This is a genomic window from Acetobacter ascendens, from assembly GCF_001766235.1.
Classification (GTDB): domain Bacteria; phylum Pseudomonadota; class Alphaproteobacteria; order Acetobacterales; family Acetobacteraceae; genus Acetobacter; species Acetobacter ascendens.
This window is the reverse complement of sequence record NZ_CP015164.1, coordinates 1,623,697-1,650,260: the sequence shown is the minus strand read 5'-3', so window position 1 is coordinate 1,650,260 and position 26,564 is coordinate 1,623,697. Positions and strand designations below refer to the sequence as shown.

The 26,564-nt window shown below is 53.0% G+C and carries 23 protein-coding genes and 1 pseudogene; 15 read left to right on the top strand and 9 right to left on the bottom strand.

What is annotated here, in order from left to right; translation table 11 throughout:
• Positions 1–64 precede the first annotated feature (64 nt).
• Genes dnaE through A4S02_RS07885 form a run of 4 tightly spaced genes read left to right on the top strand, consistent with a single transcriptional unit; the run spans position 65 to position 6,136 of the window.
• Entirely contained in the window at positions 65–3,484 is a 3,420-nt protein-coding gene (dnaE, locus tag A4S02_RS07900; protein WP_070323445.1) for a DNA polymerase III subunit alpha, read from the top strand.
• Between the two features lie 2 nt (positions 3,485–3,486).
• Entirely contained in the window at positions 3,487–4,872 is a 1,386-nt protein-coding gene (locus tag A4S02_RS07895) for an anthranilate synthase component I family protein (RefSeq protein WP_070323444.1), read from the top strand.
• On the top strand, positions 4,869–5,669 hold the full coding sequence (locus tag A4S02_RS07890; protein WP_070323443.1) for an aminotransferase class IV: 801 nt from the start codon (positions 4,869–4,871) through the stop codon (positions 5,667–5,669). Before A4S02_RS07895 ends, A4S02_RS07890 begins: the two co-directional genes overlap by 4 nt.
• A gap of 53 nt (positions 5,670–5,722) precedes the next feature.
• On the top strand, positions 5,723–6,136 hold the full coding sequence (locus tag A4S02_RS07885) for a hypothetical protein (protein ID WP_208858871.1): 414 nt from the start codon (positions 5,723–5,725) through the stop codon (positions 6,134–6,136).
• 59 nt (positions 6,137–6,195) lie between these two features.
• Here A4S02_RS07885 and A4S02_RS07880 read toward each other — a convergent pair whose 3' ends face one another.
• Positions 6,196–6,414 carry a hypothetical protein gene (locus tag A4S02_RS07880; RefSeq protein WP_070323441.1) on the bottom strand — a complete coding sequence of 73 codons (219 nt, stop codon included), beginning with the start codon at positions 6,412–6,414 and terminating at the stop codon, positions 6,196–6,198.
• A gap of 31 nt (positions 6,415–6,445) precedes the next feature.
• Here A4S02_RS07880 and A4S02_RS07875 point away from each other — a divergent pair, with 31 nt between their 5' ends.
• The 5 genes from A4S02_RS07875 to parC all read left to right on the top strand — a co-directional run bounded on the left by A4S02_RS07875 (position 6,446) and on the right by parC (position 12,675).
• Positions 6,446–7,573 carry an aromatic ring-hydroxylating oxygenase subunit alpha gene (locus tag A4S02_RS07875; RefSeq protein ID WP_070323440.1) on the top strand — a complete coding sequence of 376 codons (1,128 nt, stop codon included), beginning with the start codon at positions 6,446–6,448 and terminating at the stop codon, positions 7,571–7,573.
• A 165-nt stretch (positions 7,574–7,738) separates the two neighbouring features.
• A complete protein-coding gene (gene rpsB, locus A4S02_RS07870) occupies positions 7,739–8,545 on the top strand; it encodes a 30S ribosomal protein S2 (RefSeq protein WP_070323439.1) in 807 nt (268 codons plus the stop codon).
• Between the two features lie 134 nt (positions 8,546–8,679).
• Positions 8,680–9,585: a translation elongation factor Ts gene (gene tsf, locus A4S02_RS07865; RefSeq protein ID WP_019089223.1), complete on the top strand. Its 906-nt coding sequence runs from the start codon at positions 8,680–8,682 to the stop codon at positions 9,583–9,585.
• A gap of 15 nt (positions 9,586–9,600) precedes the next feature.
• Complete coding sequence (gene recO / locus A4S02_RS07860; RefSeq protein ID WP_019089222.1) at positions 9,601–10,392, top strand: DNA repair protein RecO; 792 nt, start codon at positions 9,601–9,603, stop codon at positions 10,390–10,392.
• A 78-nt stretch (positions 10,393–10,470) separates the two neighbouring features.
• Positions 10,471–12,675: a DNA topoisomerase IV subunit A gene (gene parC / locus A4S02_RS07855; protein WP_070323438.1), complete on the top strand. Its 2,205-nt coding sequence runs from the start codon at positions 10,471–10,473 to the stop codon at positions 12,673–12,675.
• A 10-nt stretch (positions 12,676–12,685) separates the two neighbouring features.
• On the opposite strand, the pseudogene A4S02_RS07850 reads toward parC, so the two are convergent.
• A pseudogene (locus A4S02_RS07850) lies at positions 12,686–12,994 on the bottom strand (arginyltransferase); the annotation flags it as partial.
• A 76-nt stretch (positions 12,995–13,070) separates the two neighbouring features.
• On the opposite strand from A4S02_RS07850, the gene A4S02_RS15070 reads away from it, so the two are divergent.
• Positions 13,071–13,819 (top strand): IS5 family transposase gene (locus tag A4S02_RS15070; protein ID WP_099046888.1). Its coding sequence is split into 2 segments (ribosomal slippage): positions 13,071–13,362 and positions 13,362–13,819, totalling 750 coding nucleotides; the frame shifts between segments, so codons are not numbered across the junction.
• Here the strand turns inward: A4S02_RS15070 and A4S02_RS07835 are convergent.
• From A4S02_RS07835 to A4S02_RS07825, 3 genes are all read right to left on the bottom strand, one after another.
• Positions 13,816–14,304, bottom strand: a complete 489-nt coding sequence (locus tag A4S02_RS07835) for a hypothetical protein (RefSeq protein ID WP_228142320.1) — start codon at positions 14,302–14,304, stop codon at positions 13,816–13,818. The genes A4S02_RS15070 and A4S02_RS07835 overlap by 4 nt on opposite strands.
• Positions 14,305–14,378: 74 nt before the next feature.
• Positions 14,379–15,383 carry a porphobilinogen synthase gene (gene hemB / locus A4S02_RS07830; RefSeq protein WP_070323437.1) on the bottom strand — a complete coding sequence of 335 codons (1,005 nt, stop codon included), beginning with the start codon at positions 15,381–15,383 and terminating at the stop codon, positions 14,379–14,381.
• Positions 15,384–15,500: 117 nt separating this feature from the next.
• Positions 15,501–16,982 carry an amino acid permease gene (locus tag A4S02_RS07825; protein ID WP_019089218.1) on the bottom strand — a complete coding sequence of 494 codons (1,482 nt, stop codon included), beginning with the start codon at positions 16,980–16,982 and terminating at the stop codon, positions 15,501–15,503.
• 179 nt (positions 16,983–17,161) lie between these two features.
• Between A4S02_RS07825 and glyA the strand changes: the two genes are divergently transcribed.
• Entirely contained in the window at positions 17,162–18,454 is a 1,293-nt protein-coding gene (gene glyA / locus A4S02_RS07820) for a serine hydroxymethyltransferase (RefSeq protein WP_019089217.1), read from the top strand.
• A gap of 45 nt (positions 18,455–18,499) precedes the next feature.
• Here glyA and A4S02_RS07815 read toward each other — a convergent pair whose 3' ends face one another.
• Complete coding sequence (locus A4S02_RS07815) at positions 18,500–19,552, bottom strand: M14 family metallopeptidase (RefSeq protein WP_228142319.1); 1,053 nt, start codon at positions 19,550–19,552, stop codon at positions 18,500–18,502.
• Positions 19,553–19,716: 164 nt separating this feature from the next.
• On the opposite strand from A4S02_RS07815, the gene A4S02_RS07810 reads away from it, so the two are divergent.
• On the top strand, positions 19,717–20,925 hold the full coding sequence (locus A4S02_RS07810; protein WP_019089215.1) for a glycosyltransferase family 4 protein: 1,209 nt from the start codon (positions 19,717–19,719) through the stop codon (positions 20,923–20,925).
• Positions 20,926–20,940: 15 nt separating this feature from the next.
• The gene (locus tag A4S02_RS07805) at positions 20,941–22,050 is read left to right on the top strand and encodes a glycosyltransferase family 4 protein (RefSeq protein WP_070323435.1); all 1,110 of its coding nucleotides are present in this window, start codon (positions 20,941–20,943) and stop codon (positions 22,048–22,050) included.
• Here the strand turns inward: A4S02_RS07805 and A4S02_RS07800 are convergent.
• Positions 22,001–23,203, bottom strand: a complete 1,203-nt coding sequence (locus A4S02_RS07800; protein ID WP_070323434.1) for a DEAD/DEAH box helicase — start codon at positions 23,201–23,203, stop codon at positions 22,001–22,003. The genes A4S02_RS07805 and A4S02_RS07800 overlap by 50 nt on opposite strands.
• Positions 23,204–23,332: 129 nt before the next feature.
• Between A4S02_RS07800 and A4S02_RS07795 the strand changes: the two genes are divergently transcribed.
• Entirely contained in the window at positions 23,333–24,364 is a 1,032-nt protein-coding gene (locus tag A4S02_RS07795; protein WP_070323433.1) for a mitochondrial fission ELM1 family protein, read from the top strand.
• A 23-nt stretch (positions 24,365–24,387) separates the two neighbouring features.
• Here A4S02_RS07795 and A4S02_RS07790 read toward each other — a convergent pair whose 3' ends face one another.
• Positions 24,388–24,582 carry a hypothetical protein gene (locus tag A4S02_RS07790; RefSeq protein WP_019089211.1) on the bottom strand — a complete coding sequence of 65 codons (195 nt, stop codon included), beginning with the start codon at positions 24,580–24,582 and terminating at the stop codon, positions 24,388–24,390.
• A 36-nt stretch (positions 24,583–24,618) separates the two neighbouring features.
• A complete protein-coding gene (serB, locus tag A4S02_RS07785; RefSeq protein ID WP_070324218.1) occupies positions 24,619–25,509 on the bottom strand; it encodes a phosphoserine phosphatase SerB in 891 nt (296 codons plus the stop codon).
• A gap of 51 nt (positions 25,510–25,560) precedes the next feature.
• On the opposite strand from serB, the gene miaA reads away from it, so the two are divergent.
• Entirely contained in the window at positions 25,561–26,553 is a 993-nt protein-coding gene (miaA, locus tag A4S02_RS07780; RefSeq protein ID WP_070323432.1) for a tRNA (adenosine(37)-N6)-dimethylallyltransferase MiaA, read from the top strand.
• Positions 26,554–26,564 lie beyond the last annotated feature (11 nt).

The window sequence follows — 26,564 nt, the reverse complement described above, 5'->3', positions numbered from 1 at the left end:
CGAGATAAGCTAAAACAGAATTTTAGGCAGAGTGAAAAGACCTAAGTCTGTGCTATAAAGGCGCATGTCTTACGCTGATTTTGTCCATCTTCGTGTTCATTCTGCCTATTCGCTTAGCCAGGGGGCCATTCGTGTGCCCGATATTGTGGGGTTGGCGAAGGAAATGCATATGCCTGCCGTAGGTATTGCAGATTCTGGTAATCTGTTCGGGGCGTTGGAATTTTCTCAGTATTGTACAAAAAGCGGGATTCAGCCTATTATTGGCAGCCAGATCGGCCTGCCGGCGCGTAATGATAAACCCGGTTCCCCGGCCGAACCAGTCGTGCTTCTGGCACAGAACGAAGCGGGGTTGGCCAATCTCCAGTTTCTTTCTTCCGCCGGATTCCAGACCTCAGATCCGGCAGATCCTTTTGTTTCTTTAGACCTACTATGTGAAAAAGCAGAGGGTCTGCTGCTGCTGACAGGGGGCTCACGCGGGCCACTGTTCCAGATGCTGGCAGAAGGGCAAACGGAAGATGCCGAAAAATGGCTGGCCCGTGTGCACGAGGCATTTGGTGACAGACTTATTGTAGAACTGCACCGTCATGGCCTGGCTATTGAAAAAGCCGTGGAACCGGGCGTGCTCACATTGGCAGATCGGTTCGGCTTGCCATTGGTAGCCACCAATGAGTGCTTTTTTCCTACGCCAGAAATGCACGAAGCACAGGATGCTCTGTTGTGCATTGCCCAAGGGCGCACCATGGCGGAAAAAGATCGCTTTCGCGTTACGCCGGAGCATTGGTTTAAGCCGCCGGAAATGATGCGCGCACTTTTTGCCGATCTACCAGATGCGTGTGACAACACGCTGGAAATTGCACGCCGCTGCGCCATTAAGGTAGAAACCCGCAAGCCGCTATTGCCTGTCTGCCCCAAAGTAAGAGAAGGCGCGACAGAAGATGAAACCCTGCGCGCCATGGCGTGGGAAGGGTTGGAACACCGCATGTCCGGCATGGATCTGGATGCAGAAACGGTAGAAAAATACAAGGAACGTTTACGTTTCGAGCTGGATATTATCTCCAAGATGGGGTTCCCCGGTTACTTTATGATCGTGGCAGACTTTATCCAGTGGGCTAAGGCGCATGGCATACCGGTTGGGCCGGGCCGTGGTTCTGGTGCGGGCTCCTTGGCGGCATGGGCGCTCACCATTACGGATATTGACCCTATTCCGTTTAATCTGCTGTTCGAACGTTTTCTAAACCCAGAACGTGTTTCCATGCCTGACTTTGATATCGATTTCTGTCAGGACCGGCGAGACGAAGTGATTGCTTATGTGCGGCGTGAATATGGGGCAGATCGCGTTGCGCAGATTATTACCTTCGGTAAGCTGCAAGCTCGTGCCGCTGTACGCGATGTTGGGCGTGTGCTGGGGCTGCCCTACGGTATGGTTAACCGTGTGGCAGAGCTTATTCCCAATAACCCTGCCAAGCCGGTTACGCTGAAGGAAGCTATCGCGGGTGAGCCTAAGCTGCAGGACATGCGAGATAATGATGAGGCCCTGCGTAGGTTGCTGGAAATTGCCCAGCAGCTAGAAGGGCTTTTCCGTCATGCCAGTACACATGCGGCGGGTGTGGTTATTGGGGATAGGCCACTTGTGCAGCTTGTGCCGCTGTACCGAGACCCTAAAAGTGATACGCTGGTTACCCAGTATAACATGAAGTTTGTTGAGCAGGCGGGCCTTGTTAAGTTCGACTTTCTTGGCTTAACAACACTTACGATTCTCAAAAGGGGTGTCGATTTCATCCGCCGAATGGGCAAAGATGTAGATCTGAGCCACATTCCGCTGGATGACCCCAAAACGTATGAAATGCTGGGGCGTGGTGATACCGCTGGCGTGTTTCAGTTTGAAGGCGCAGGCATGCGCGATGTTCTCAAACAGATGCGCCCAACCCGAATAGAAGATCTGATTGCGGCTGTGGCGCTATATCGCCCCGGCCCAATGGCCAACATTCCCGATTATTGCCGCAGAAAACACGGTGAAGCATGGGAACCCCCGCACGAGGAAATTCGCGATATTCTTGAAGAGACCTATGGCATCATGGTCTATCAGGAACAGGTTATGCAGATTGCCCAGAAAATGGCTGGCTACAGCCTAGGCGGCGCAGATTTGCTACGCCGTGCCATGGGTAAAAAGATCCGTTCGGAAATGGATCATCAGCGCGAAATCTTTACAGAAGGTGCAACCAAACGCGGGATTGACCGTGATAAAGCCGTTGAGGTGTTTGACCTCATGGCCAAGTTTGCAGACTATGGTTTTAATAAATCCCATGCGGCGGCTTATGCTTTTGTGTCTTACCAAACAGCATGGATGAAGGCCAACCACCCGGTGGCCTTTCTGGCTGCCTGTATGTCTCTGGCGCGGGAACGTACGGAAAAGCTTGCCGCTTTGCGTCAGGAAGCAGAGCGCATGCACATTGCTGTTCTGCCGCCAAATATCAATAAATCAGAAGCTGATTTCTCGGTGGAACAACAGCCGGATGGAACATATGCAATCCGTTATGCGCTGGCTGCCATTAAAAAGGTTGGCTATGGCGCAATGGAAGCTCTGGTAGAGGCAAGGGGCGAAAAACCCTTTAAAAATTTGGTGGATTTTGCAATCCGTATTGACCCTAAGCACATTAACCGGATGCAGTTGGAAAATCTGGCAAAAGCCGGTGCATTTGAATGTATTGATAAAAACCGGGCGCGTGTTTTCAGGTCTGCGGATGTGATCTTGCGGCGGGCCCATAGCCAGGCGCAGGAGGCTGCTTCTGGCCAGATTGGATTGTTTGGCGGGCCGGGTGAAGTCGAACCCCTACGGTTGGTGGAAGGCCATGATTGGCCAGAATTTGAACGTCTGGCGATGGAGGCCGAAGCTATTGGTTTCCATATGACAGCCCACCCGCTGGATGCTTATGGTTCTGTGCTGCGGCGTCTGGGTGTTACACGCACATCTCAGTTGCTAACAGCGGCGGAACTGGGTGGTGGCCGTGTTAAAATTGCAGGCTGTGTGGTGGATAAAAAAGAGCGCCCCACACGCACAGGTAATAAAATGGCATGGGTACGCCTTTCCGATGCTTCTGGCGGCTGCGAGGTAACCGTTTTTTCGGAAGTGTTGACGCGAGTGCGCGATATTCTGGTGGCAGGCACAGCTATACTTGTAACAGCCGATTTAAAGCTGGAAGGGGAGGCTCTGCGGCTTACCGCTACAGATATTGTGGATTTGGAAGCGGCTGCGGCGCAGGGGCAAAGCGAAATGCGGGTGTGGCTGGAAAAGCCAGATGCCTTGCCTGATTTGCAAGCTATTCTGGAACCACAAAAGGGTGGGGCAGGGCGGATTGTTCTGTTGCCGGGTGTGGCTGATAGTTGTGATGTAGAGGTGCGGCTGCGTGGGCGCTATAAAGTTACGCCTGTATTGGGGCAAAGGCTGCGCACGCTTTCTGGCGTTTCACGGGTGGAACAGGTCTGACATTGGTTCAGATAAAGGAATTATCATGGAAGGACCCTGATGCTGTTTTATCAGTATGGGGCCAGCAGCCGTGGTGTGCTTTTCTGGATAGTGGCGGCAAGATAGACAATCGGAGCCGGTGGCAGATTTTTTGCCATAAACCATGCCATACAGTGGTGGCTTGGCCTCATGGAATAGAGGTTGATGGCATAAATAAACCGATAATTTCGGTTTGCGATGTTTTTGAAACTCTACGTATTTTTTATAATGAATTAAAAGAAGAGACAGATGGTACGCGCCTGCAAGACATTCCATTCTGGGGTGGTCTTGTTGGGTTTGCCAGTTATCAAATGGGAATGATGCTGGAAGGCGTTTTATCTCGGCATAAAGATCAGCATACGCCCATACTGACAGCGGGTGTGTATGATCATGCCTTTATTTGGGACCGCTTTGAAAAGCGTGTGTTTCTTGCAGGAATTTCAAAATTCTTTGCAGACAATGTAAATGTAGCGCAGTCGGTAAGGGCGTGGAATATGCTTCCTGAGCATGTTCCACCATATAAGATACATACAAGCACGCAGTTTGTGGCAGAGCAAAGCCGTCAGGCTTATTGTCAAAACGTTACACAAACGCGGGACTATATTGCTGCAGGAGATATTTTTCAGGCGAATATAACATGTCGGCACACAGCAGAAGTGGATGCAAGTGTGCTGAGCGCAGAGGTTTATCGTGCGTTGCGGCAGCAAATACCAGCGCCGTTTGGCGCATATTTGTCATGCGGGCCAGATTTTGCGCTGTTGTCTTCTTCCCCGGAAAGGTTTTTAAAAGTGGATGCCAATGGTTGTGTCTCATCACGGCCTATCAAGGGCACGGCACCACGTGGGCAAACGCCAGAAGAAGATGCTTTTTGGCATAAAACACTTCTACATGATGAAAAAGAACGTGCCGAAAACCTGATGATAGTTGATCTGATGCGTCATGATATTGGGCGCATGGCGCAAATAGGTAGCGTGTGTGTGCCAGACCTATTGGTGGTGGAGCAGTTTCCGCATGTGCATCATCTGGTTTCAGAAGTCTGTGGAAAATTGTTGCCTGATAAAGATGTTTTTGATCTTTTGAAAGTCACGTTGCCCCCGGGGTCTGTAACTGGAGCACCCAAATATCGGGCCATGCAGATTATAGATGAACTGGAAGCCTCGGCCAGGGGTGCGTATTGTGGCACCGTGTTCCGGATTGGGGCCGATAGCAGTATGGACAGCTCAGTCATTATCCGCAGTCTGGAGCGTTCCAAAAATTACCTGAGTATTGGCGTTGGCGGTGGTGTGACCATTCTATCTGACCCAGAAAAAGAGTACGAAGAAATGTGCCTGAAGTTTGCGCCGTTTCAGAAGTTCTGGGGGCAGGCATGAGTGTGATCTGGTTAAACGGAAAAATATACCCAGCAGAACATGCCTCTATCAGCCCTTTGGATCGTGGTGTAACATTGGGAGACGGATTGTTTGAAACTCTGCGTATAAAAAACAGCGCAGTTCTACATTTTCCAAGGCATTATCAGCGTCTTTGTGATGGTGCGCAAGTTCTGGCTATGCCTGTTCCAGAGCAAGAACACACTTTGCAGGCGATCTGGGAGTTTTTGGCGCATGCGGGTTTTGAGAATGGCTCTGCCCGGTTAACTGTAATGCGCGGGGTAGCGCCACGCAGTTTGCTGCCGCCAGAACATTGCAAGCCAACGGTTTTTATAACAGGTGCGGCGGGTGCTTTTAGGGAGCAGGCTATTTGTGTGTGCATCAGTGAGCTGATCCGGCGGGATGAGCTTTCCCCACTTTCGCGTATTAAATCGCTTAGTTACTTGTCCGGCATTGTGGCAAGGCAGGAAGCAGATCGAAAAGGTTGCGACGATGCTCTTTTGCTGAATATGCAAGGGCGCGTAGCGGAAAGCACCATTAGCAATATTGTTGTGCAAACAGAGGAGGGATTAATAACGCCTCCTGTTGCAGAAGGTGCTTTGCCGGGTATTGCCCGCAGGTTGCTACTAGATGCAGGAGTGGTGCAAGAGAGATCTGTTTCTTACGAAGATATTATAAGAGCACAGGGTGTATATTTAACAAACAGTCTTTCTTTGCGCACTGTCACGCATTTAGATGGAAAACCGATCGCACATCATCCGGAATCTTATGGGAAAATAAGGGAAATTCTGGAAAAATAAAAATTTGCAACCCTTCCAAAGTGCTGGCGTTGGAAAACGGGATACTTCATTTTATGACAAAGGAATGTCCCATGCAGAAAATTTTAACTTCTATGCTGCTTGGTGCGTCTTTAAGCGTGGTGCCAGCATTAGTCATGGCGCAGGATAATAGCGGCACACCCCCTACAGCGGCAGGAGCGGCGGCCCAGCAGGGGCAGCCTCCCTCAAAAGCAGCAGAGGGGCCGAATGGCGAACATGTTGATCCATCCAAAAAACTATGGAGCAATCCACGCACGGTAGATGAACAGCCCGGCACCCAACCCCCTTCTAATGATGACAAGCATCCGGCGCATCCGGTTAAGGAATATCATCCTCACCATAATCAGCATGGCAAGAAGTCTGGGGTTATGGAAAGCCCAAGTGAAACAACCCCTGGCGACAACCAGCCGTCTTCTACGCATCTTCTGGAAAATCACGCCCCACAATAATGCAATGAAGAGTGGTTATCCTGTTAAGCATGTGGCTTGGCAGGATAGGACCGTTGCGGCTAGCGCACAGCTTGGTTGGCTGTTTGCATCTGGGCGTAGCGTGTAAAATCGGCTAGCCTTCCCATCCATGTGATGGCGCGGCAGGGCTGAGCAAAAAGCAGCTTCAATATCTTGAAGGCGTCATCCCCGCCCATGCTTGCCCTGGCGGTTCCGTTATGCGGATCTGTGGGGCGCATGGGCATAGGCATGTTTTTAAGGTGATGTTGTTCCTGCTGCATCGGCCTTGTTGGATTCTGAAAGGGTGACGTCATGCTGGTGGAAGAGGCCAAGGGCAAACAGGCGGACGGTTCTAATACGCCGCATTACGATCTTCGGCAGATCGATTGCGATCCTAATTTCTGGTACCCTGTGGCGTGGTCGCACAAGGTGCGCCCCGGCAAAACATTTGCCGCGCGTTACGCCGGGCACCCCATTGCACTTATTCGCCCCGAATATGGGTCCGTCTATGCGTTGGAAGACCGTTGCGCACACCGGCAGGTGCCTCTGAGCAAGGGCGTTGTGGATGATAAAGGCTGCGTAAAATGCTGCTACCATGGTTGGGCATTTGATCGGGCGGGCAAGTGCGTGACCGTGCCTTACCTGAACAAAGAAGGGGTGGGCCGCCCGGTTAAGTCTTACCCCTGCCGTGAAAAAAGCGGGCTGATCTTTATCTTCCCCGGTGATCCGGCTTTGGCAGATAAAGTGCCCGTGCCAGATGTGGCGCAGGTAGGGAACCCAGAATACAAAACCCGCATGTTCAGCCCGCGCCTGAAATGCCACTATACCTTCATGCATGAAAACCTGATGGACATGAACCATCAGTTCCTGCACCGGCGGCAGATGGGTTCCATCACAGCCCGTTTTCTGGGGCAGGATAAAGGTGATGATTTCCTAGAAGCACGCTACAGCTTTGCCCGTAAAGGTGGCAATCAGCCGCTGGCTGAAGCCCTGATTTTTGGCAAGCACCATGACTACGAAGACCGGGAACAGCCGGTTGAGGAAGTTGTGTCCATCCGCACCACCTATCCGTATCAGACTCTGCAGATCCACGATAAGGATGGTGATCTGATTATGGATTTGTGGACATCCTATGTGCCGCTGGGTGAAACGCAGCAGGTTACACAGGCATTTGGTCTGCTTTCTGTTAAAAAGCCCAAATGGAACTTCCTGCTTAATCTGGCATGGCCTGCACTGGGTATTTTCACACACCGCATCTTTGAAGAAGACCGCGAAATTGTGGAAATGGAACAGAACGCATGGCGTGAACTGGGCGGAGATCACAACGTTGAAGTGTTCCCTGTTGTAAAGTCACTTCGTGCTCTGCTGGCGCGGAGTGGTGTGCCCAACAAATACGCACATCCGGTGGAAACAGCCTCCAAGTCCGAAGACGCAGCCTGAAAAAAGCGTTTTTTATCTTGTCCGGGCGCAAAAAAACGGCCATAAGAGCCGCGCTCGGTCAAGGCCGGGAGCATAACACACGCGAGGAAAACACCATCTGGTGCTCTGTCTGTCTGGCAGGGTAACCCCTCGCGGAGGAATAACCAGAAAGGTAGGAATACGCTTATGGCGATGCCTGAGTTTACCCTTCGTCAGCTTCTGGAAGCTGGTGTTCACTTTGGTCACCACACCCGTCGCTGGAACCCGCGCATGGCGCCGTACCTGTTCGGTGTGCGCAACCAGGTTCATATCATTGATCTGCAGCAGACCGTTGGCCTGCTTGATCGCGCTCTGCAGGCTATCCGCAACACTGTTGCAGGTGGTGGCCGCGTTCTGTTTGTTGGCACCAAGCGTGCTGCACAGGATCCGATTGCAGAAGCTGCGCGTCGCTGCGGTCAGTACTACGTCAACCACCGCTGGCTTGGCGGTATGCTGACAAACTGGAAGACCATTCAGGGTTCCATCAAGCGCCTGCGTGGTATTGAAGAAACGCTGGACGGTGCAACAGCCGGTCTGACCAAGAAAGAAATTCTGGACATGACCCGCCAGCGCGACAAGCTGGAACGTTCCTTGGGCGGGATCAAGGAAATGGGTGGTCTGCCAGACATCCTGTTCGTGATCGACACCAACAAGGAAAAGCTGGCTATTGAAGAAGCCAACAAGCTGGGTATCCCGGTTGTAGCTATTCTGGATAGTAACTCCGATCCGCGTGGCGTAACATTCCCGATCCCAGGTAACGATGATGCCATCCGCGCCATCGGCCTGTATTGTGATCTGGTTTCTTCCGCTGTTCTGGATGGTATTTCCGCAGAACTGGGCGCTTCCGGTGAAGATATCGGCGCTGCTGAAGAACTGCCTGTTGAGCCTGCTCTCGAAGCTGCTCCGGCAGCTGCTGCCCCTGCAGCAGAAGCTCCAGCACCGGCTGCAAGCTAACGGAATACACAAACAGCCCGGTTATCATGCCGGGCTGTTTTTTCCTGCATGAATGCCTGCATTAGCAGGCCATGGAATATTCCGGTTCGCGCCCCTAAGAGGGCGCGTTCGGGTTTTTCAAGGAGTATAAAATTATGGCGGCAATTACGGCTGCATTGGTCAAGGATCTGCGCGAAAAAACCGGCGCAGGCATGATGGACTGCAAAAAAGCACTGAACGAAGCCAACGGTGATATCGAAGCCGCTATTGATTGGCTGCGCACCAAGGGTCTTGCTGCTGCGGCAAAAAAATCTGGCCGTGTTGCTGCTGAAGGTCTGGTAGGCGTTGCCTCTGCAGATAAAGTGGCTGCCATGGTTGAAGTGAACGCTGAAACCGACTTTGTAGCCCGTAACGAATCCTTCCAGAACTTTGTGGAATCCGTTGCCAAGGTTGCGCTCAAGGTTGGTGAAGATCTGGAAGCCATTAAGGCTGCCACGCTTGAAACCGGTCGCACCGTTGCTGACGAACTGACACATCTGGTTGCAACCATTGGTGAAAACATGACCCTGCGTCGGGCTCGTGTCTTCACTGTGCCTTCTGGCGTTGTTGCTACCTATGTTCACGGTGCTTTGCGCCCCGGTCTGGGTAAGATTGGCGTTTTGGCTGCTGTTGAAGCTCCGACAGCTGATGAAGCTATCGAACAGCTTGGCCGTCAGGTTGGCATGCATGTTGCCGCCACACGTCCTTCTGCTCTGGATGTTTCCAGCCTTGACCCGGCAGAAGTTGAACGTGAACGCGCAGTGCTGGTTGAACAGTCCCGTGCTTCCGGCAAGCCAGAAGCTATCATCGAAAAGATGGTCGAAGGTCGTATCCGTAAGTTCTACGAAGAAGTTGTGCTTCTGGAACAGGTATGGGTGCATGATGGCGAAAACCGCGTGAAAGATGTGCTGAAGAAAGCTGGCGTTAAGCTGGTTGGCTTTGACCGCTTCCAGCTGGGTGAAGGCATCGAAAAGGAAGAAGATGACTTTGCTGCTGAAGTCGCCAAAGTTGCTGGCGCCTAAGGTCGGGTTTTCCGAATGACGGACAAGGGCGGGACTTCCTATCAACAGGAGGCTCCCGCCCTTGTGCTTTTTGCAGGTGTGCAGGGTGAAACCAGCGCACGCGTGCATATTCTAACAGAAGATTATGGCCCTCTAAGGGGTATAGCCTATGGCGGGGCTAGTAAAACAGGCCGGGCCCTTTGGCAGCCAGGCAATGTTGTTAAAACAAACTTCCATAAACGCAGTGCCGCTGCACCATTACAAATTTCAGGCGAGCTCCTTTACGCCTGTGCCGCACGGTTGCTGGATGCTCCGTTAGCGTTAGGTATGGTGCAATCTGTTTGTGTGTTGGCAGATGTGACTCTGCCAGAAGCTGATCCTTGCCCATTCCTTTTTGCAGAAACAGTGCGCTTGCTCACTTTTTTGGGGTATGATCCTATTGTTGCAGAGCGTGAAGGTATGCCTCACGTCGTGCGGTGGGAAATGGCATTGCTGGCAACATTGGGTTTTGGGCTGGATTTATCAGCTTGTGCCGTTACTGGCAGTGCAGAAAATTTGCATTATGTTTCACCACGCACAGGTCGAGCAGTTAGCGAAGAAGGTGCGGGAGAGTGGAAAGATCGGCTTTTGCCACTTCCATCTTTTTTACGAGATACAGAACAAACCGGTAATGCCGCAGATTGGTTGGAAGGTTTACGCCTGACAGGCCATTTTCTGGCACGGGATGCTTTTGGCCAGCGCCATTTACCGTTACCCGCAGCCCGCCAACGGATGTATGATCGGCTGGAAATGCGTGTTCTGGCAGACCAAACACCTATAACCGAGTAGCGCAAGACTGGCACAACCGATACGAGGGCTGTATGTCTTGTTTCTAATGGATCATGCACAGCTTTCCAGGGATGGCAGATGAGCGAAACCGCAGGACATATTGAGGAAACAAAACTGGCAGAGGCGCTGAGTGAGCGTTATCTGGCCTATGCGCTTTCCACCATCATGTCTCGCTCTTTGCCGGATGTGCGGGACGGGCTTAAGCCGGTGCATAGGCGCTTGGTTTATGCCATGCACCAACTCCGGTTAGATCCGGCTTCCGGCTTTAAAAAATGCGCCCGTGTGGTGGGTGATGTTATTGGTAAGTTCCACCCACATGGTGATGCTTCGGTTTATGAGGCACTGGTGCGGTTGGCGCAGGATTTTGCCGCGCGTTATCCGCTGGTAGAAGGGCAGGGGAACTTTGGTTCCGTTGATGGTGATAACCCAGCCGCCATGCGGTACACGGAAGCTCGTCTGACAGAAGTTGCTGTAGCCTTGTTGGATGGCATTGAAGATGATGCCGTAGATTTCCGCCCGACCTATGATGGTGAGGAGCAGGAACCTGTTGTTCTGCCATCGGCTTTCCCCAATCTTCTTGCCAATGGTGCGGCGGGTATTGCTGTGGGTATGGCAACCAGCATTCCGCCCCATAATGCCGCAGAGGTATGTGCCGCTGCTGCCCTGTTGGTACGTAAACCCTCTGCCACCACGCAGGAACTGCTAGAGCTTATGCCGGGGCCGGATTTTCCCACTGGTGGTCTGATTGTTGAAGATTCGGATGCCATTTTGCAGGCCTACGAAACCGGGCGCGGTAGCTTTAGGATGCGTGCGCGGTGGGAGGTCGAACAGGGCCGTTTTGGCACGTGGCATATTGTTGTCACGCAAATCCCGTATCAGGTGCAAAAATCCCGCCTGATTGAGCAGATTGCTGATTTGCTGAATCAGAAAAAACTGCCTCTGCTGGGGGATATCCGCGATGAAAGTACGGATGAAATCCGCTTGGTTCTGGAGCCCAAAACACGTGGCATAGAACCAGAAGTGCTGATGGAAACGCTGTTCCGTGCCACACCGCTGGAAAGTCGCTTTGGCCTGAACATGAATGTGCTGGGGGCGGATCGCTCCCCCGGTGTCATGGGGCTTAAACAGGTTATTCAGGCATGGTTGAACCATCGGCATGAGGTGCTGGAACGCCGCAGCCGCCATAGGCTGACAGCGGTGGAACGGCGGCTGGAAATTCTTTCGGGTTTTCTGGCTGTTTACCTTAATCTGGATGAGGTTATCCGCATTATTCGTGAAGATGATGATGCCAAGGCCAGCCTTATAGCCACGTTCAAGCTGACAGATTTGCAGGCAGAATCCGTGCTCAACATGCGGCTGCGGAGTTTGCGTCGGCTTGAGGAAATGGAAATCCGCAAGGAACATGATGCACTTTCCGCCGAGAAAGCAGCATTGATGGCGTTGCTTGATAGCGAAAAACAGCGCTGGAAAACGATCGAGCGCGAACTCACTGGTATGATCAAGGCCTTCGGGAAAGGCCGCTTGGGCGAGCGTAGAAGCACCATTCTTTCTGCACCCAAGCTAGTCGATATTTCTGTGGTGGAAGAAGTGGAGCGCGAACCACTGACCATGATCCTTTCTCAAAAAGGATGGGTGCGTGCGGTTAAGGGCCACAATGTTGATCTGGAAAACCAGAAATTCAAGGAAGGAGATGCCCTTAAGCTGGCTATTCCTTGCCAGACAACAGATAGGCTATGCTTCTTTGCAACGGATGGACGGGCCTATACCGTAAAAGGAACAGATCTGCCGCGAGGCCGTGGAGATGGGCAACCTATTCGTCTGTTGATTGATCTTTCCAACGATGAAGACCTTCTGGCTGTTTTCCCAATAGAAGATGGAAAACGTCGTTTGGTGGCTTCAAGCGCTGGGCGCGGTATGCTGGTGGAAGAAGACGCCTTGGTTGCGGAAAAACGCTCTGGCCGACAGGTACTGAACCTGAAGGAAGGCGAGTTTGCCCGCGTATGTGTGCCTGCAGAAGGGGACCACGTTGCTGTTGTAGGGGATAATCGGCGATTCCTGATTTTCCCACTGGAACAGTTGCCTGTTATGGCGCGGGGTCTTGGTGTGGCCCTGCAAAAATACTCGGATGGTGGTTTGCGCCAAGCCGTAGTGTTTACCGCAGCAGATGGGCTGCACTGGCCGGGTACTGCACGCATACGCCAGTTTGCTGATCTGCAAGATTGGGTCAGCCGTCGTGCAGCCGTTGGCAAGGTTGCGCCACCTTGGGCTGCTAAAAAAGGCTAAGTGCTGGTGTTTAGAACAGAGGGTCTTCCGGAAACGGATGGGCCCTTTCTGTTTGGAGGGGATGGCTTACGTCTAACGTCAGCCATGTGCCATTGCGCAAAATTTCTGCGGGCTGGAAGCGTTCTTTATAAGCCATTTTAGGGCTGCCCGGCACCCAATATCCCAGATACAGGTATGGTAACTCCATTTGCATGGCTAATTCTGCCAAGGAAAGAATGGCAAAACTGCCGAGCGAACGTTGGGGGCAGTCAGGCTCATAAAAACTGTAAACAGCAGAAATTCCATCTTCCAGAACATCAATCAGGCTAGGGCCTGTTAGATCTTAAAATACTTCCTATATTGTATGGATTGAAGAAGGAGACGGAACAGGCACTTTCACTGATGAGACATGGGCGATCTGGGAACCGCTGATTGAGGCGGTTCGGCCAAGGGGCAAGACACCGCCCCATGATCTGCGGCGTACGATAGCAGCGATCTTCTGGCGTCATGAGAATGGTGCGAAATGGCGAAGTATCCCCGCTGAGCTGGGTCCGTGGTGGCGGGCGGCGCAGCTTTTCATCCGCTGGGCGAAACTGGGGGTGTGGGAACGCCTGCTCGAACTGGTTCAGGACCACCACGGAGTGGCGCTGGGCATGACTTTTCTGGATGGCACGAACATCAGGGCTCACCACAAGGCGGCGGGAGCCCAAAAAAAGGGGCCTCTTTCGAAGAGCGAGACCATCGTGAAGCACTTGGCCGCTCTCGCGGCGGCTATGGCACAAAAGTGTGCGTGATCGCGGACGGACACGGAAAAGCCATTGGTTTCGCTCTGGCACCCGGACAGGCCCATGAACTGCCACTGGCGCCAGCCATGCTCGACGATCTCCCCTCTGTTCCCCTGTGGGTCGTGGCGGACAAAGGCTACGCGTCAGACGCCTTTCGTGAACGGATATGGGACATGGGAGCCCGACCGGCCATTCCCGCGAAACGACGCGATGCGCCGGTCGCCTGTCCCAAATGGGCCTATCGATGCCGACATCTTGTGGAGAACCTCTGGGCTCGTCTCAAGGAATGGCGCGCTGTCGCAACCAGATACGAAAAAACAGCAACCTCGTTCCTCGCGGTCATCCACATCGCTGCCGCCGCAGACTGGATCAAGTGCTAACAGGCCCTAGCTGCCATTAAGGTGGTGTCTGGTGCACGAAATTCGACAAGCCGCGTATCTACCGGCGTTTCTTCCACCATAATCCGGTAATCATGCACAGACATGCCCGCCATTTCACCGTCTGAGTGTCGGCTATCCAGATACCTGCGGAAGAGCGTGTATTGTTCGTCTGTCGCGGTGGGGGGCAGGAGGCTGCGAATAAGATCAGCATTACGCCGGATGGCGCGTTTTTGTGTGCGATTAGGTGTTAGGCGGCTGACAGGCAGGCGAATGGGAATACAGGCAGAGCACCCATCGCAAATAGGCGCATAAGCTAAGGTATGGCTGCGCCTGAAACCCGCATGGGAAAGGCGGCTGTGTAGGAAATTGGCATCCGGAGTTGCCAAATCCACCAGTATTTTACGTTCAATACGATGGGGCAGATACGGACAGGCACCGGGCGGAGCGGTGTAGAAAAAATGCGGCCTGTCTTGCGATGACGTCATGGGGAGAAATTATCCCGCAACAAAATTATGGGCCAGAAAACTCTGGCCCATATGCCGTGATATTGACCGGAAACTTATTTGCCAAAAGATGCCCGGATACGTTCGGCGGCTTCAATAGCAAAATAAGTTAAAATGCCATTGGCACCAGCACGGCGGAAGGCCAGAAGGCTTTCCATAACGGCGCGTTCATGGTCTAGCCAGCCATTGCGGATAGCAGCCATCAGCATCGCATATTCACCAGATACCTGATAGGCAAAGGTGGGAACGTGGAATTCATCTTTCACGCGGCGGATGATATCCAGATACGGCAGGCCGGGCTTGACCATAACCATGTCTGCACCCTCGGCAATGTCCATTTCCACTTCGCGCAGGGCTTCATCGCTGTTGGCAGGGTCCATCTGATAGGTTTTTTTATCACCCTTCAGCATACCGCCAGAACCCAGAGCATCACGGAACGGGCCATAAAAGGCACTGGCATATTTAGCAGCGTAGGACATGATACGGGTGTTAATGAGTCCGTTGCCGTCCAGATCACGCCGAATAGCCTCAATACGGCCATCCATCATGTCTGATGGGGCAATAATGTCCACACCTGCAGCGGCTTGATTAACGGCCTGCTGGGAAAGAATGGTTACGGATGGATCATTCACCACGTAGCCATTTTCAATCAGGCCATCGTGGCCGTGGCTGGTGTAGGGGTCTAGCGCCACATCACCAATCAGCCCGACTTCTGGAAATTCCTTTTTAAGTAGGCGGGCGGCCCGGCACATCAGATTATCCGGGTTGGTGGCTTCCGTGCCTTTTTCATCCCGCGCTTCTGTGAGTGTGATGGGGAATAGCGCCAAAGCCGGAATGCCTAGCTTTGCTGCGGGTTCAACATGTGCAGCCAGTTTATCCAGCGTAACGCGGTGTACGTCGGGCATGGAGGACACTTCGGTAACTGTGTTGGTGCCTTCCATAAAAAAGATGGGCCAGATCAGATTGTTGATGCCCAACGTATTTTCAGCAACCAAGCGGCGCGTGAAATCATCAATCCGGTTGCGCCGGGGGCGAGCCAGAGGAAAACGGCCAGCCATCATGGGCAGGATCTCCTTGCTGCTGCCTGCGGGCGTAGTGGGGTGCTTTTAAAGAACCCCAACCACGGCGGGCGGGACAGACGGGTGAATGCTGCCCGGAAGTATGCGCGCCTGTGCGCTTTATGCAACCCTGTCTGGCGGAATGCTGGGTCGCGCTAATGCGCTGTGGTAACGGCCATAGGTGAGGTAAATCACCATTCCTATAGCCAGCCACACAATCAGCCGGATCCATGTCAGCCCATCAAGTGAGACCATGACCGTACCGCAAGAGAGAACACCCAGAATGGGAATAATGTCTCCGCCGGGAACCCGAAAAGCGCGTGGATGATCAGGAGCCTTCCGGCGCAGGATTATCACGCCAATGCATACCAGAATAAAGGCTAGAAGCGTGCCGATGGATGTCATGTGTCCCAGCTCAGAAATGGGCAAAAACGCGCTGAGCACACAGATAATGACCATAAAAAAGACGTTGGACATCCAAGGTGTCTGATATTTTGGATGTGTGGCGCTGAACATTGGAGGCAGCAGGCCATCGCGGGACATGGCAAAAAACACGCGGCTCTGGCCCAAAAGCATGCCCATAAGAACCGACGTAAACCCACAGATAATGCCAATTTTAATGGCCAATTGCAGCCATGTATAGGGCGTGCGGTTAATGGCTGTGGCCACTGGGGCGGCATCCCCCAGCATGTCTTTGTAATTAACCAGACCGGTCATGACAAAAGAGAAGCAAACATAAGCCAGAGCACAAATCAGCAGGCTGCCCAAAATGCCAATAGGCATATCACGCGCCGGGTTTTTGGTTTCCTGCGCTGTGGTGGAAACGGCATCAAACCCCACATAGGCAAAAAAGATGGTGCCCGCTGCGCGCATAATGCCAGACCAGCCATACTGCCCGAAGGTGCCCGTATTTTGTGGGATAAAGGGGTGGTAATTGGCTGGGTTAATGTAGTGAATGCCAAAGCCAATAAATGCGGTAATTACCAGCAGTTTGATAACCACTACAACGGCGTTCACCATAGCGGATTGCGAAATTCCGCGAATAAGAATCCATGAAACCAGACAGGTAATAAAAACTGCGGGCAGGTTCATCAGCCCAGATACCATGCTGCCATCTGGCATCTGCACAGTTTCAAAGGGAGAAGCAGTAAGCCGCGGGGGCAGTACTATTCCCCACGAATCCAATAACGACACCACATACCGAGACCAACTGACCGCAACAGTGGCCGCACCCACGGCGTATTCTAACACCAGATCCCAGCCAATAATCCATGCCATCATTTCCCCTAGCGTGACATACGCATAAGTATAGGCGCTGCCCGCAATGGGGATCATGCTGGCCAGCTCACTGTAGCAGAGCCCGGCAAAGCCACAGGCAATGGCTGCAATAAAAAAGGAAAGAACTACAGCAGGACCGGCATTTTCAGAAGCTGCAATGCCGGTAAGAGAAAACAGACCCGCCCCAATTGTGGCACCAACACCCAACGCTACAAGGCTTCCCGGCCCTAGAACTCGCTTTAGCCCAGGCGCTGCCTGTAGCTTGTCCAGCGGCAAACATCGCGTAAATGCCGATGTCATAGAGGGGGCAGACTTCTGCTCCATATATTTTTCTCCTGTCCGGGCCGCACGGAAAGCGGTAAGAAGCCTCCAACGGTCTTTTTTCTATAAACAGGCCAGCAGCACATCCTGGCAAGATGTGTTTCTAACGTAACAAACGACACCGCCTGCCGCCCGGCAAATATGCTGGTGAACATATTGTCTGATTTTGAGGGAACACCTGAATGAGCCACACGGATCTGGATCGCTTTTTCCATGCGTCTCTAGCCCAGACTGATCCGGATGTTGCAGCCGCCATTGAAGGCGAGCTGAAGCGTCAGCAGGAAGGCATTGAACTGATAGCCAGTGAGAACATGGCGTCTGAAGCCGTGCTTCAGGCTCAGGGCAGCGTGCTAACCAACAAATACGCCGAAGGTTATCCCGGCCGCCGCTATTACGGTGGCTGTGTGGAAGTGGATAAGGTTGAAAACCTTGCCATCGACCGCGTAAAAACCTTGTTTGGTGCCGCATTTGCCAACGTGCAGCCGCATTCTGGCGCCAACGCCAACCAGGCCGCCTTTATGGCTATGGGCAAGCCCGGTGACACGGTGCTGGGCATGAGCCTTGCTGCTGGTGGCCACCTTACCCACGGTGCAGCCCCTAATTATTCCGGCAAATGGTTTAATTCCGTGCAGTACGGTGTGCGTCAGCAAGACGGCATGCTGGACTATGAGGAAATGGAACGGCTGGCGCGCGAGCATAAACCTTCCATCATTGTGGCTGGTGGCTCTGCTTATCCGCGTATCATTGATTTTGCCCGCTTCCGCCGCATTGCGGATGAAGTTGGTGCCTTCCTGATGGTGGATATGGCGCATTTTGCTGGTTTGGTGGCTGCTGGCCTGTATCCGAACCCGCTGGAACACGCGCATATTGTTACCTCTACCACGCATAAAACCCTGCGTGGCCCACGTGGTGGCCTGATCCTGACCAATGACGAAGCATTGGCCAAAAAGATCAACTCCGCTGTGTTCCCTGGTTTGCAGGGTGGCCCGCTGATGCACGTTATTGCCGGTAAGGCTGTGGCGTTTGGTGAAGCCCTCCGTCCGGAATTTAAGGAATACCAGAAAGCTGTGCAGAAAAACGCAGCCGTTCTGGCCGAAGTTCTGGTGGAACGCGGGTTCGATATTGTAACAGGCGGTACGGATTCACACCTGCTTCTGGTTGATCTGCGCCCCAAAAAGGTGACAGGCAAAGCAGCAGAACAGGCTTTGGAACGCGCTGGTATTACAGCCAACAAAAATGCCATTCCGTTTGATCCGGAAAAGCCTGCCATCACTTCCGGTGTGCGTCTGGGTAGCCCGGCAGCAACGGCTCGCGGTTTCCGTGAAGAAGAATTCCGCCAGATTGGTGAAATGATTGACGAAGTTCTGACAGCTCTGGCCGCTTCTGGTGGCGAGGGTAACAGCGAAGTTGAAAACGCTGTGCATGAACGCGTTAAGGCTCTGTGCGCTAAGTTCCCTATCTATAGCCGCGCATAATATTTAAGCCTTTTAGGCGCTCAGAACAGGCATGTAGGCTTAGGCTTACGTGCCTGTTTTGTTGTTAAGGCGCTTTGCAAGCCTTACGGCTGTATGGCCCCGGCGGGGGCGCAAATTGGGCATCACCAAGATACAGTTATTGTAGGGTGTGCGAATTTCATCTTGCCCATCAAAAGCAATAACAGTGCCCGCCTTGCGGATAATACTGCCACTTGTAAACGGCTGCACAAAAACAAAACGAGATGTCAGCGCTTGCACGCAGTCTGTCACAACAGCTTGCCTTACAGGTTCTGAAGGTGCAGTAGATGTTGGAGCGGAAGGTAGGGTGCCGGTTTGTGCCAGAAATAGGCGTGTGCTGAGCAAGGCTTGCTGTGCGGCATTTTTTTGCCAGTGTTGCCCAGCTTCCAGCAAGCAGGCGCGCATATATGAATGTGGTGTATTAAAGCGCGTATAATCAATAAGCCTTAATCCATCCTCGTGCCCGCTATCCTGAACAACAGCAGGAGGGTTAGTTTGTGCGCCAGATACACAATAGGCCAGATCTCGGCTGTTTTCCGCCATACTGCACAGGAAAAGAGGTTGCGCGGGCCAAAGCATGGTGTGGATATCCAAAAGAATATCTACTGTTTCCAGCACTGGTAGCACTTCGCGTACGCGTTGCATTTCAACGGATGTGTGTGCCGAAGCAATTAATTCCGGCTGCCACAACCGGTTCATGTCTTCTTCTACAAAGCGGGATAATGTGGGGCGTGCGGGGTTAAAGTTTTTATAAGCGGCCAGATTGAGAAAAATCAGGCTTAACCTTCCATGTAATGGGCGTAATGGCTGCATAAGAAGCTGTTGCAGAGCATAGGCCCCGGCGTATTCGTTGCCATGCATAAGGGCTGTAACAGCCACATGGGGGCCGGGGCGGCGACTTTCAAAATGATGCACGCCTTGAATGCCGCAATTTCCGGCAATCCATGGGCTTATATCTGGTGGTGGGTATTCAATACGCACAGCAGGCAAGGCTGGGGGAGAAGGTGGCAGTAAAGCAGAAACAGCCCGAAAACGAAATGCGCTTTCAGAACGTACATGCCGCTTGGAAGCACAACTCATAACCCTCTCTCCAGATACCCAGTGGAAGAAGGTATTTCGGCGTGTATGGGGGAATGAAAGAAGGAACAGCACCGCATGGGCAAAAGTATGCGGTGGGTTGTGCGGGGCTGCAATCCCTGCTTTGTCTCAACTTTCTTCTTATTTTCAGGTGACGGACAGTACGAGTGACATCTTCCCTTCATCCTCTACATCACTTGTGGCGTCTGTTTCCCGTAGCTCAAAGGCGGCGTTTATTGGCCAAGGCCACTGCTTTGCTCGCTCCCAAAGCGGCCAGCCCTACGCCTATAGCTGATGCAAACGTGATTATTGGAGGAGAACTCGGCCGGGGTTCTGGCTTGGGTGAAGGGGCCAGATTGCTTTTGCGAGGTCTGCTTTCTCAGGGCGTAAGTACAGAAGGGGTAGAGGCTGGCCTCCTACAATCTCAGGGGAAAGAGGGGCTGGATTCTGTATTTGCAGATCCAAAAGCGGCTTTGGTTCTGCATGTAAATGCACCACAAACGCCAGCAGCTCTTTTGCGCCTGGGTCGCAAGCATGTGCTCGGGCGGCGTATTGTGGGCTATTGGGTGTGGGAGCTACCGGTTATCTCGCCAGAGTGGCATGCTAGCGTGCCATGCGTGCATGAAATCTGGACACCTTCGCACTTTAGCGCACGCGCGCTGGAACCTCTCATGCCTGGCCGGGTCAAGGTTGTGCCTTATCCGTTGGCGTGTGTGCCTCCGCAGCCCTCCAAATTGGATCGTCAGGCTTTTGGGTGGCCTGGGAACGCTGTGGTGGTGCTGGTTTCCTTTAGTCTTGCATCCAGTTTTGAGCGCAAGAACCCCTTGGCCGCTATAGCGGCATTTCGGCAGGCGTTTGGAGATAGAAAAGACCGCCTGTTGGTGATGAAAATATCTGGCTCGGACCATTATGCGGCAGATATGCAGCGCCTGAAGGATGCCGCAGGTGGCGCACAGAACATTCGCTTTGAAAACCGTATGCTGCCAATGCCAGATGTGTACGCCATGACACAACAGGCTGATATTGTGCTTTCCCTACACCGGAGCGAAGGGTTTGGGTTGGTGCCAGCAGAAGCTATGTTGTTGGAACGCCCTGTTATCGCCACAGACTGGTCTGCTACATCAGAATTTCTAACATCAGACTGTGGTTGGCCAATTTCTTACAAACTTGTAACAGCCACAGATACGCGGGGCGTGTATCAGGTGCCTCAAGCTGTGTGGGCAGAGGCAGATATTGGGTGCGCAGTAGAAGCATTGCAAACTCTTGCAGATGATGCCAACAAGCGCCGCCAGCTTGGGCAGGCTGCTGGTAAGGCAGCATTGCGGGCCTTTGGGCCAGCCCCTTTACTGAACGCCGTAGCTGCGTTGCAGAAGTAGGTTAGGAAAAGTGGTTTGAGTGGCACACGGGTATTTGTCTGGCAGTGGGGGCGCAAAGGGGCCGGGCCGCGCATTGCTGCGGAACTTGCCAAAGCCCTGAACACGTTACCAAATACATCGGCTGTTCTTTCCCTCTCTTCTGAGGCAGAGGTGCTGCAGGCCGAGCCTGATCTCCATAACGATGTGCCGGTGCGCACATATACAAGCCTTTCCAGCTTTTTTATGCGTTTGTTGCAAGCCCCGCATATGTTGCATGCATTAGGCCGTATGTTACGCACTGTTCGGCCAGATATTGCCATATGCGCCATGCCGGGACCGCTTGATCTGATTATGGTTGCGGCTTTGCGTAAAGCGGGCGTGCCTGTTGTGGTGCTGGTGCATGATGCGGCAGCCCACCCTGGCGATGGTTTTGTTGGGCAGATGTTTTTGCAGCGCCTACTTATCTGGTCCGCTGATATTCCGGTTACATTAAGTCGGCATGTGGCGGCCCAGCTTGAAAAGCAATGGTGTATGCGTGGGCGGCGTGCGCTGGTGGCTTTTCATCCACCTTTTGCATTTGTTGCGCCAGAGGGGCCGCCAAGTGTGCCTTTTGCGCATAAAGGCCCTGTTCGGCTGCTCTTTTTTGGCAGATTGCTGTCTTACAAAGGGTTGGATCTGCTGGCCCAAGCTCTTACAGCCATGGATGATCATACCCATTATATCTGCCGTGTTGCAGGTAAAGGCCCACATAGTGCAGAGCTGGAACAGCTTGCAGCCTTACCAAATGTGCAGATTGAAAACAGATGGGTGCCGGAAACAAAAGTTAGCAAGCTTCTGGCATGGGCAGATGCACTGGTGCTGCCTTACAGAGAGGCAACGCAAAGTGGTGTAGGGGCAGCAGCCCTTGCTGCCGGGCGTTGGGTGATTTCAACCGATGTCAGCGGTCTGGCAGAACAGTTTACCGGGCAACCCAATGTGTTGTTCTGTAAACCAGAAGCCCAAAGCATTGCGGCAACGCTTGCAGAATTTGTAAACAGTAAACCTGCTGCCACACCGAATACACAAGGCAAGCGGGAGGCAGAGCAGGCGTGGCAGATTATGGCCGAACAGATTTTGAACGGCGTGAAGCAGTTTGAGGCAGCTTAGCCGCGGGAAGAGCTTGCTCGGCGCTGATAATCCGTAATTTTACCTGAGCGCCAACTTCAATTTGCCTCAGGCTTTTGCGGTCATCCATTGTGCATAGCGTCAAAGCAGAACCTTTTTCTCCACCACGGCCTGTGCGCCCGATACGATGTAAATAGGTTTCTGGCTGGTCCGGCACATCGTAGTTGATGACCTGCTTTACAGAAGGCACATCCAGCCCACGTGCAGCAACATCTGTAGCAACAAGAATAAAAAGCCGCCCAGATTCAAAGCTGGCAACGGTGCTGGTGCGTTTGTCCTGCGCAATATCGCCATGCAAAGGGGCGGCAGCAAGCCGAGCTTTTTTAAGGATAGCGGCTAACTGATCTGCTTCTGCTTTTGTGCGCACAAACACAATGCTGCGCATTTTAGGCGCACGGCTGAAAAATTCCTTAATAAAGCCCGGCTTCTGGGTAGGATCTAAAAACAACGTAGCCTGGCGGATAGGCCCTCGCTTTTGAGGGGCTTGTTCAATGCAGATTTCAACCGGCTTATGCAGCAGGTTCAAGAGCGTGCTTTTAAGACTTTCGGGCTGGGTAGCGGAAAGCACCAGCGTTTGCCGCATGGAAGGCAGATAGGAGAGCAGGGTTTCTGTATCTTCCTGAAATTCGGGAGAAAACAGACGGTCTCCTTCATCCAGAACCAGGTATCCGCACTCTGAAAGATCGCAAATCCGGTTGGAAACAAAATCCAGCAAGCGCCCGGGTGTTGCAATCAGAATGCGCCGGCCTGTTGCTTGCGCAAGAAAATGTTCCTGCTCTGCGCGGTCAGATCCACCAAAAAGCGGCACGAGGGTAACTGGGGTTTGCTTCTGGCCTTTTTTACTTTCGCCCAAACAGGTGCGAAAAACCTTTTCTACCTGCAAAACCAGTTCACGCGTGGGTACAAGCACTAGCACAAAGCGTGGCTTGCGAGATTTCAGCAGCTTCTGGCTAAGCGGTAAAGCATAGGCAGCCGTTTTGCCTGTGCCCGTGGGGGCGCGCACCAAGACATCTCTGCCATCCAAAATAGCAGGAATAGCTGCCTGTTGCACTGGAGTAGGGGCAGCCATGCCCGCCTGCTGCGCATATGCGCATAATGCTGGATCTAGGCCCAGATCATGGAAACTGCCGGACATCGTGTTGCCTTTCTCCTTATCTGGAATGCGCAAACACGCCTTGCACGCTTTCCGTTCCAGCGGCAAGGAGAGAAAGATACGGGAGCGCTTTTCAGCACTCTCCCTTGCGCAACAGAGGAAGAACGCATCATGGCGCGTGCAGATTACGCCGGAACCCCAGAGGGTTCAAATATGTCGTCTTGCGGAATGCAGGCGGGCGTTGCTGCCTTTGTGGTGGGGGAAGATTTTGCTGGCATGCGATCGCAGGCTTTAGGGCTTGTGGCACGTGCGGGGTGGAATGGCACTTTCCATCCGATATGCCCCAGTAAACTCGCCCGTGTTATGCTGCGTGGGCCGCGCTGGATTGGTAAGCCCTTTTTACGCGGGAGCGATGGGGCAGAGCTGCAAGAAAATCCGGCTTTTGCACAATCCTCTGTTGTAGTGAGTGTTGGTGGCAAAGGTGGAGAAGTGGGGGCTGGGTTGCGCGGCTCACACCGGCCTGTGGTGCAAATCCAGAATCCTCGTAAAAATCTGTCACGGTTTGATCTGATTGTTGCTTGCCGGCACGATGATATTGCTGGCCCCAATGTTTTGCTGGGGCGCACAGCATTGCACGGGCTTACGCCAGAAGCGTTGGAGCAGGCGCGTGAAAAATGGCAGCCACAATTTGCAGAACTGCCGCGGCCTCTTATTGCTGCATTGGTTGGAGGCTCAAATGGCCGCTTCCATTTTGGAGAGGCAGAAGCCCATCGCCTTGGTCAAGTTCTGGTGGAAACGCTTAAGGCGGAGGGGGGCAGCTTAGTTGTTACACCTTCTCGGCGTACAAGCCCGGCAGCCATGAAAGTGCTGACCGCTATTGTAGAAGGGGCTGGCGGCCATATCTGGAATGGGGAAGGAGAAAACCCCTATGAAGGGCTCATTGCCTGTGCGGATAATCTGATTGTCACGATCGACAGTGTATCGATGATATCAGAAGCTGTTGCTGGGTGCGCACCGGTTACAATTTATCCACTGCCGGGCCGTTCACGCCGGATTAGCGATTTTATAGAAGAGCTGGAACTTGTCGGGCGGGTGCATGTGTTGGAAGAGGCAGAAACGCGCCTTCCGGCTCCCTGGCTGGCGCTACCATTGGATGATACACCCTATATTATTAGGGAACTGCACAAACGGCTTGGTTTTTAACCAAACCATTTGTGTGATGCATTCTAAATCCAGATAGATCCCAGCAGGATTAGTGTGCCCACAATAAGTGCGGCAACATGGCGCATAACGTGTTCTGGCGTATCTGGTGGCAAATTTAGGTAAAAGACAAAGCAGTAGGCCATCAGCCCACACCCAACAATCACGCAGATTGTACGGACGATGGGATAACTTGAAATATCACGCGGATCAAACTGCATAATCTTTTCCTTATGCCGTCATGCCAAATGTAATGTTTAGTCCCTGATAAATGCAGAAGCAGGATACCCTTGCGCAAACAGAACCGTGCGCAGGGATGTATGATTGATCTGGGCTGTAATTTCCTTGCGCACAACTGGCTTAGCATAAAAAGCCATGCCTAACCCGGCCTTACGCAGCATGGGCAGATCATTCGCACCATCACCAATAGCCAGCGTGGCTTCTGGGGGCAGGTTGTGTGTAACTGTCAGCTTTTCCAGCAGGCTCAGTTTTGCATCTGGCCCCAGAATAGGTTGGCCGGTTGTGCCTGTTAGACAATCTTCTGCATCAAAAAGCAGCGTATTGGCGTGGTTTTCATCAAACCCGCACAGCGCAGCCACTTTGGAAGTGAAAAAGGTAAAACCACCAGAAACCAGTGCTGTGCAAGCGCCATGTGCATGCATGGTTTGCACCAGTTCACGCGCGCCGGGGTTAAGTTTGACATCTTTCCATGCTTTTTCCAGCAAGGAAGCGGGGAGCCCCTTCAACAGGGCCACGCGTTCACGTAGGGATGTCGCAAAATCCAGCTCACCATTCATGGAGCGTGCGGTAATGGCGGCTATTTTTTCACCAATACCAGCATGGGTTGCCACGTCATCCAATGTTTCATTGGCAACAATGGTGCTGTCCATATCAGAAACTAGCAGCTTTTTGCGGCGCGTGGCTGTAGGGGTCAGCACCGTATCCACAGGCAGGGTATTCAGTGCTTCCCGCACGGCGGGCAATTTGCTTGCTGCGCTTTGTGGGCAAGGGATATCAACCGCTTCCCCTGCTGAAAGCACAGTGGCTTCTGCATTGGTGGCAAGAATGTCGCGCACCAGTGCAATGGTGGCGGTATCAAGGGTGGTTGCCTCACGCTGGGCAACAAGGGTCAGAACAAGGCTCGTCATGGCAAAGGGGTGTGTGGCAGGAATGCAGGCATGAGGCAAGCAGAACACCATATGGGCAGACTTGCGGAGACCTCCGCTAACCTGCCCGCAGCACTTATTGTGGCCGGGCCAACCTGTTCTGGCAAATCCGCTCTGGCGCTGGCATTGGCCCACAGATTGAACGGCGAGATTATCAATGCCGATTCCATGCAGGTTTATAAGGACCTCCATATTTTAACGGCTCGCCCCAGTGCGGCGGATGAACAGTTTGTGCCACACCGGCTTTATGGTGTGCTGCCAGCGGAAGAAAAAGGCAGTGTTGCATGGTGGCGAGAGCAGGCTTTGGCCGCCATGCAACAAGCGTGGGCGCAAAACCGTTTGCCTATTTTATGTGGCGGCACAGGCATGTACTTACACGCCCTCACAAATGGCTTGGCCATTATTCCAGATACAGGGGATGAGGCACGGCAGGAAGCTCGCCAGAGTGTGGCGCAGTATGGTGCGCCAGCCTTGCATGCACGCCTGATGGAAGTAGACCCAGAAACAGCCAGCCGCCTAAAGCCCCTAGATTCCCAACGCATTTCACGCGCGTGGGAGGTCTGGCGTGGCACTGGGCATGGGCTGACATGGTGGCATAAACAGCCCGGCTTACCGCCCGCTGCCTGCCGTTTTGTGGCCGTGCGCCTGAATCCTGAACGTGCGGAGCTATGGGCGCGTATTGCGGCAAGGTTTGAGAACATGCTGCGCAATGGTGCCGTGGCGGAGGTGGAGACATTACTAGCCCGAAAGCTGGATACCAGCCTGCCAGCCATGCGTGCGCATGGTGTGCCAGAGCTTTCTGCCATGCTGCGCGGAGAAATAACGGAGCAAGAAGCTACGCAACGGGCAGTGCAGGCCACAGGGCGGTATACAAAGCGGCAAGCAACGTGGTTTGCGCACCACAGTTTGGCAAAAAAGGGCGTGGAATGCACAGTTGATGCATCTTTTTCTGATTTTGCGCAATTTTCGGAAAGGAAATACGAAGAAATTGTATCTTTTGTGCTCTCCGGGATTGACGCTGCCTGATTCGAGGCCTA

Coding starts and splice junctions, on each gene's coding strand:
- dnaE (WP_070323445.1), top strand. CDS start 65: ATGTCTTACGCTGATTTTGTCCATCTTCGTGTTCATTCTGCCTATTCG.
- A4S02_RS07890 (WP_070323443.1), top strand. CDS start 4,869: ATGAGTGTGATCTGGTTAAACGGAAAAATATACCCAGCAGAACATGCC.
- A4S02_RS07885 (WP_208858871.1), top strand. CDS start 5,723: ATGACAAAGGAATGTCCCATGCAGAAAATTTTAACTTCTATGCTGCTT.
- A4S02_RS07880 (WP_070323441.1), bottom strand. CDS start 6,414: ATGCAGCAGGAACAACATCACCTTAAAAACATGCCTATGCCCATGCGC.
- A4S02_RS07875 (WP_070323440.1), top strand. CDS start 6,446: ATGCTGGTGGAAGAGGCCAAGGGCAAACAGGCGGACGGTTCTAATACG.
- rpsB (WP_070323439.1), top strand. CDS start 7,739: ATGGCGATGCCTGAGTTTACCCTTCGTCAGCTTCTGGAAGCTGGTGTT.
- tsf (WP_019089223.1), top strand. CDS start 8,680: ATGGCGGCAATTACGGCTGCATTGGTCAAGGATCTGCGCGAAAAAACC.
- recO (WP_019089222.1), top strand. CDS start 9,601: ATGACGGACAAGGGCGGGACTTCCTATCAACAGGAGGCTCCCGCCCTT.
- parC (WP_070323438.1), top strand. CDS start 10,471: ATGAGCGAAACCGCAGGACATATTGAGGAAACAAAACTGGCAGAGGCG.
- A4S02_RS07835 (WP_228142320.1), bottom strand. CDS start 14,304: ATGACGTCATCGCAAGACAGGCCGCATTTTTTCTACACCGCTCCGCCC.
- hemB (WP_070323437.1), bottom strand. CDS start 15,383: ATGATGGCTGGCCGTTTTCCTCTGGCTCGCCCCCGGCGCAACCGGATT.
- A4S02_RS07825 (WP_019089218.1), bottom strand. CDS start 16,982: ATGGAGCAGAAGTCTGCCCCCTCTATGACATCGGCATTTACGCGATGT.
- glyA (WP_019089217.1), top strand. CDS start 17,162: ATGAGCCACACGGATCTGGATCGCTTTTTCCATGCGTCTCTAGCCCAG.
- A4S02_RS07815 (WP_228142319.1), bottom strand. CDS start 19,552: ATGAGTTGTGCTTCCAAGCGGCATGTACGTTCTGAAAGCGCATTTCGT.
- A4S02_RS07800 (WP_070323434.1), bottom strand. CDS start 23,203: ATGTCCGGCAGTTTCCATGATCTGGGCCTAGATCCAGCATTATGCGCA.
- A4S02_RS07795 (WP_070323433.1), top strand. CDS start 23,333: ATGGCGCGTGCAGATTACGCCGGAACCCCAGAGGGTTCAAATATGTCG.
- A4S02_RS07790 (WP_019089211.1), bottom strand. CDS start 24,582: ATGCAGTTTGATCCGCGTGATATTTCAAGTTATCCCATCGTCCGTACA.
- serB (WP_070324218.1), bottom strand. CDS start 25,509: ATGACGAGCCTTGTTCTGACCCTTGTTGCCCAGCGTGAGGCAACCACC.
- miaA (WP_070323432.1), top strand. CDS start 25,561: ATGGGCAGACTTGCGGAGACCTCCGCTAACCTGCCCGCAGCACTTATT.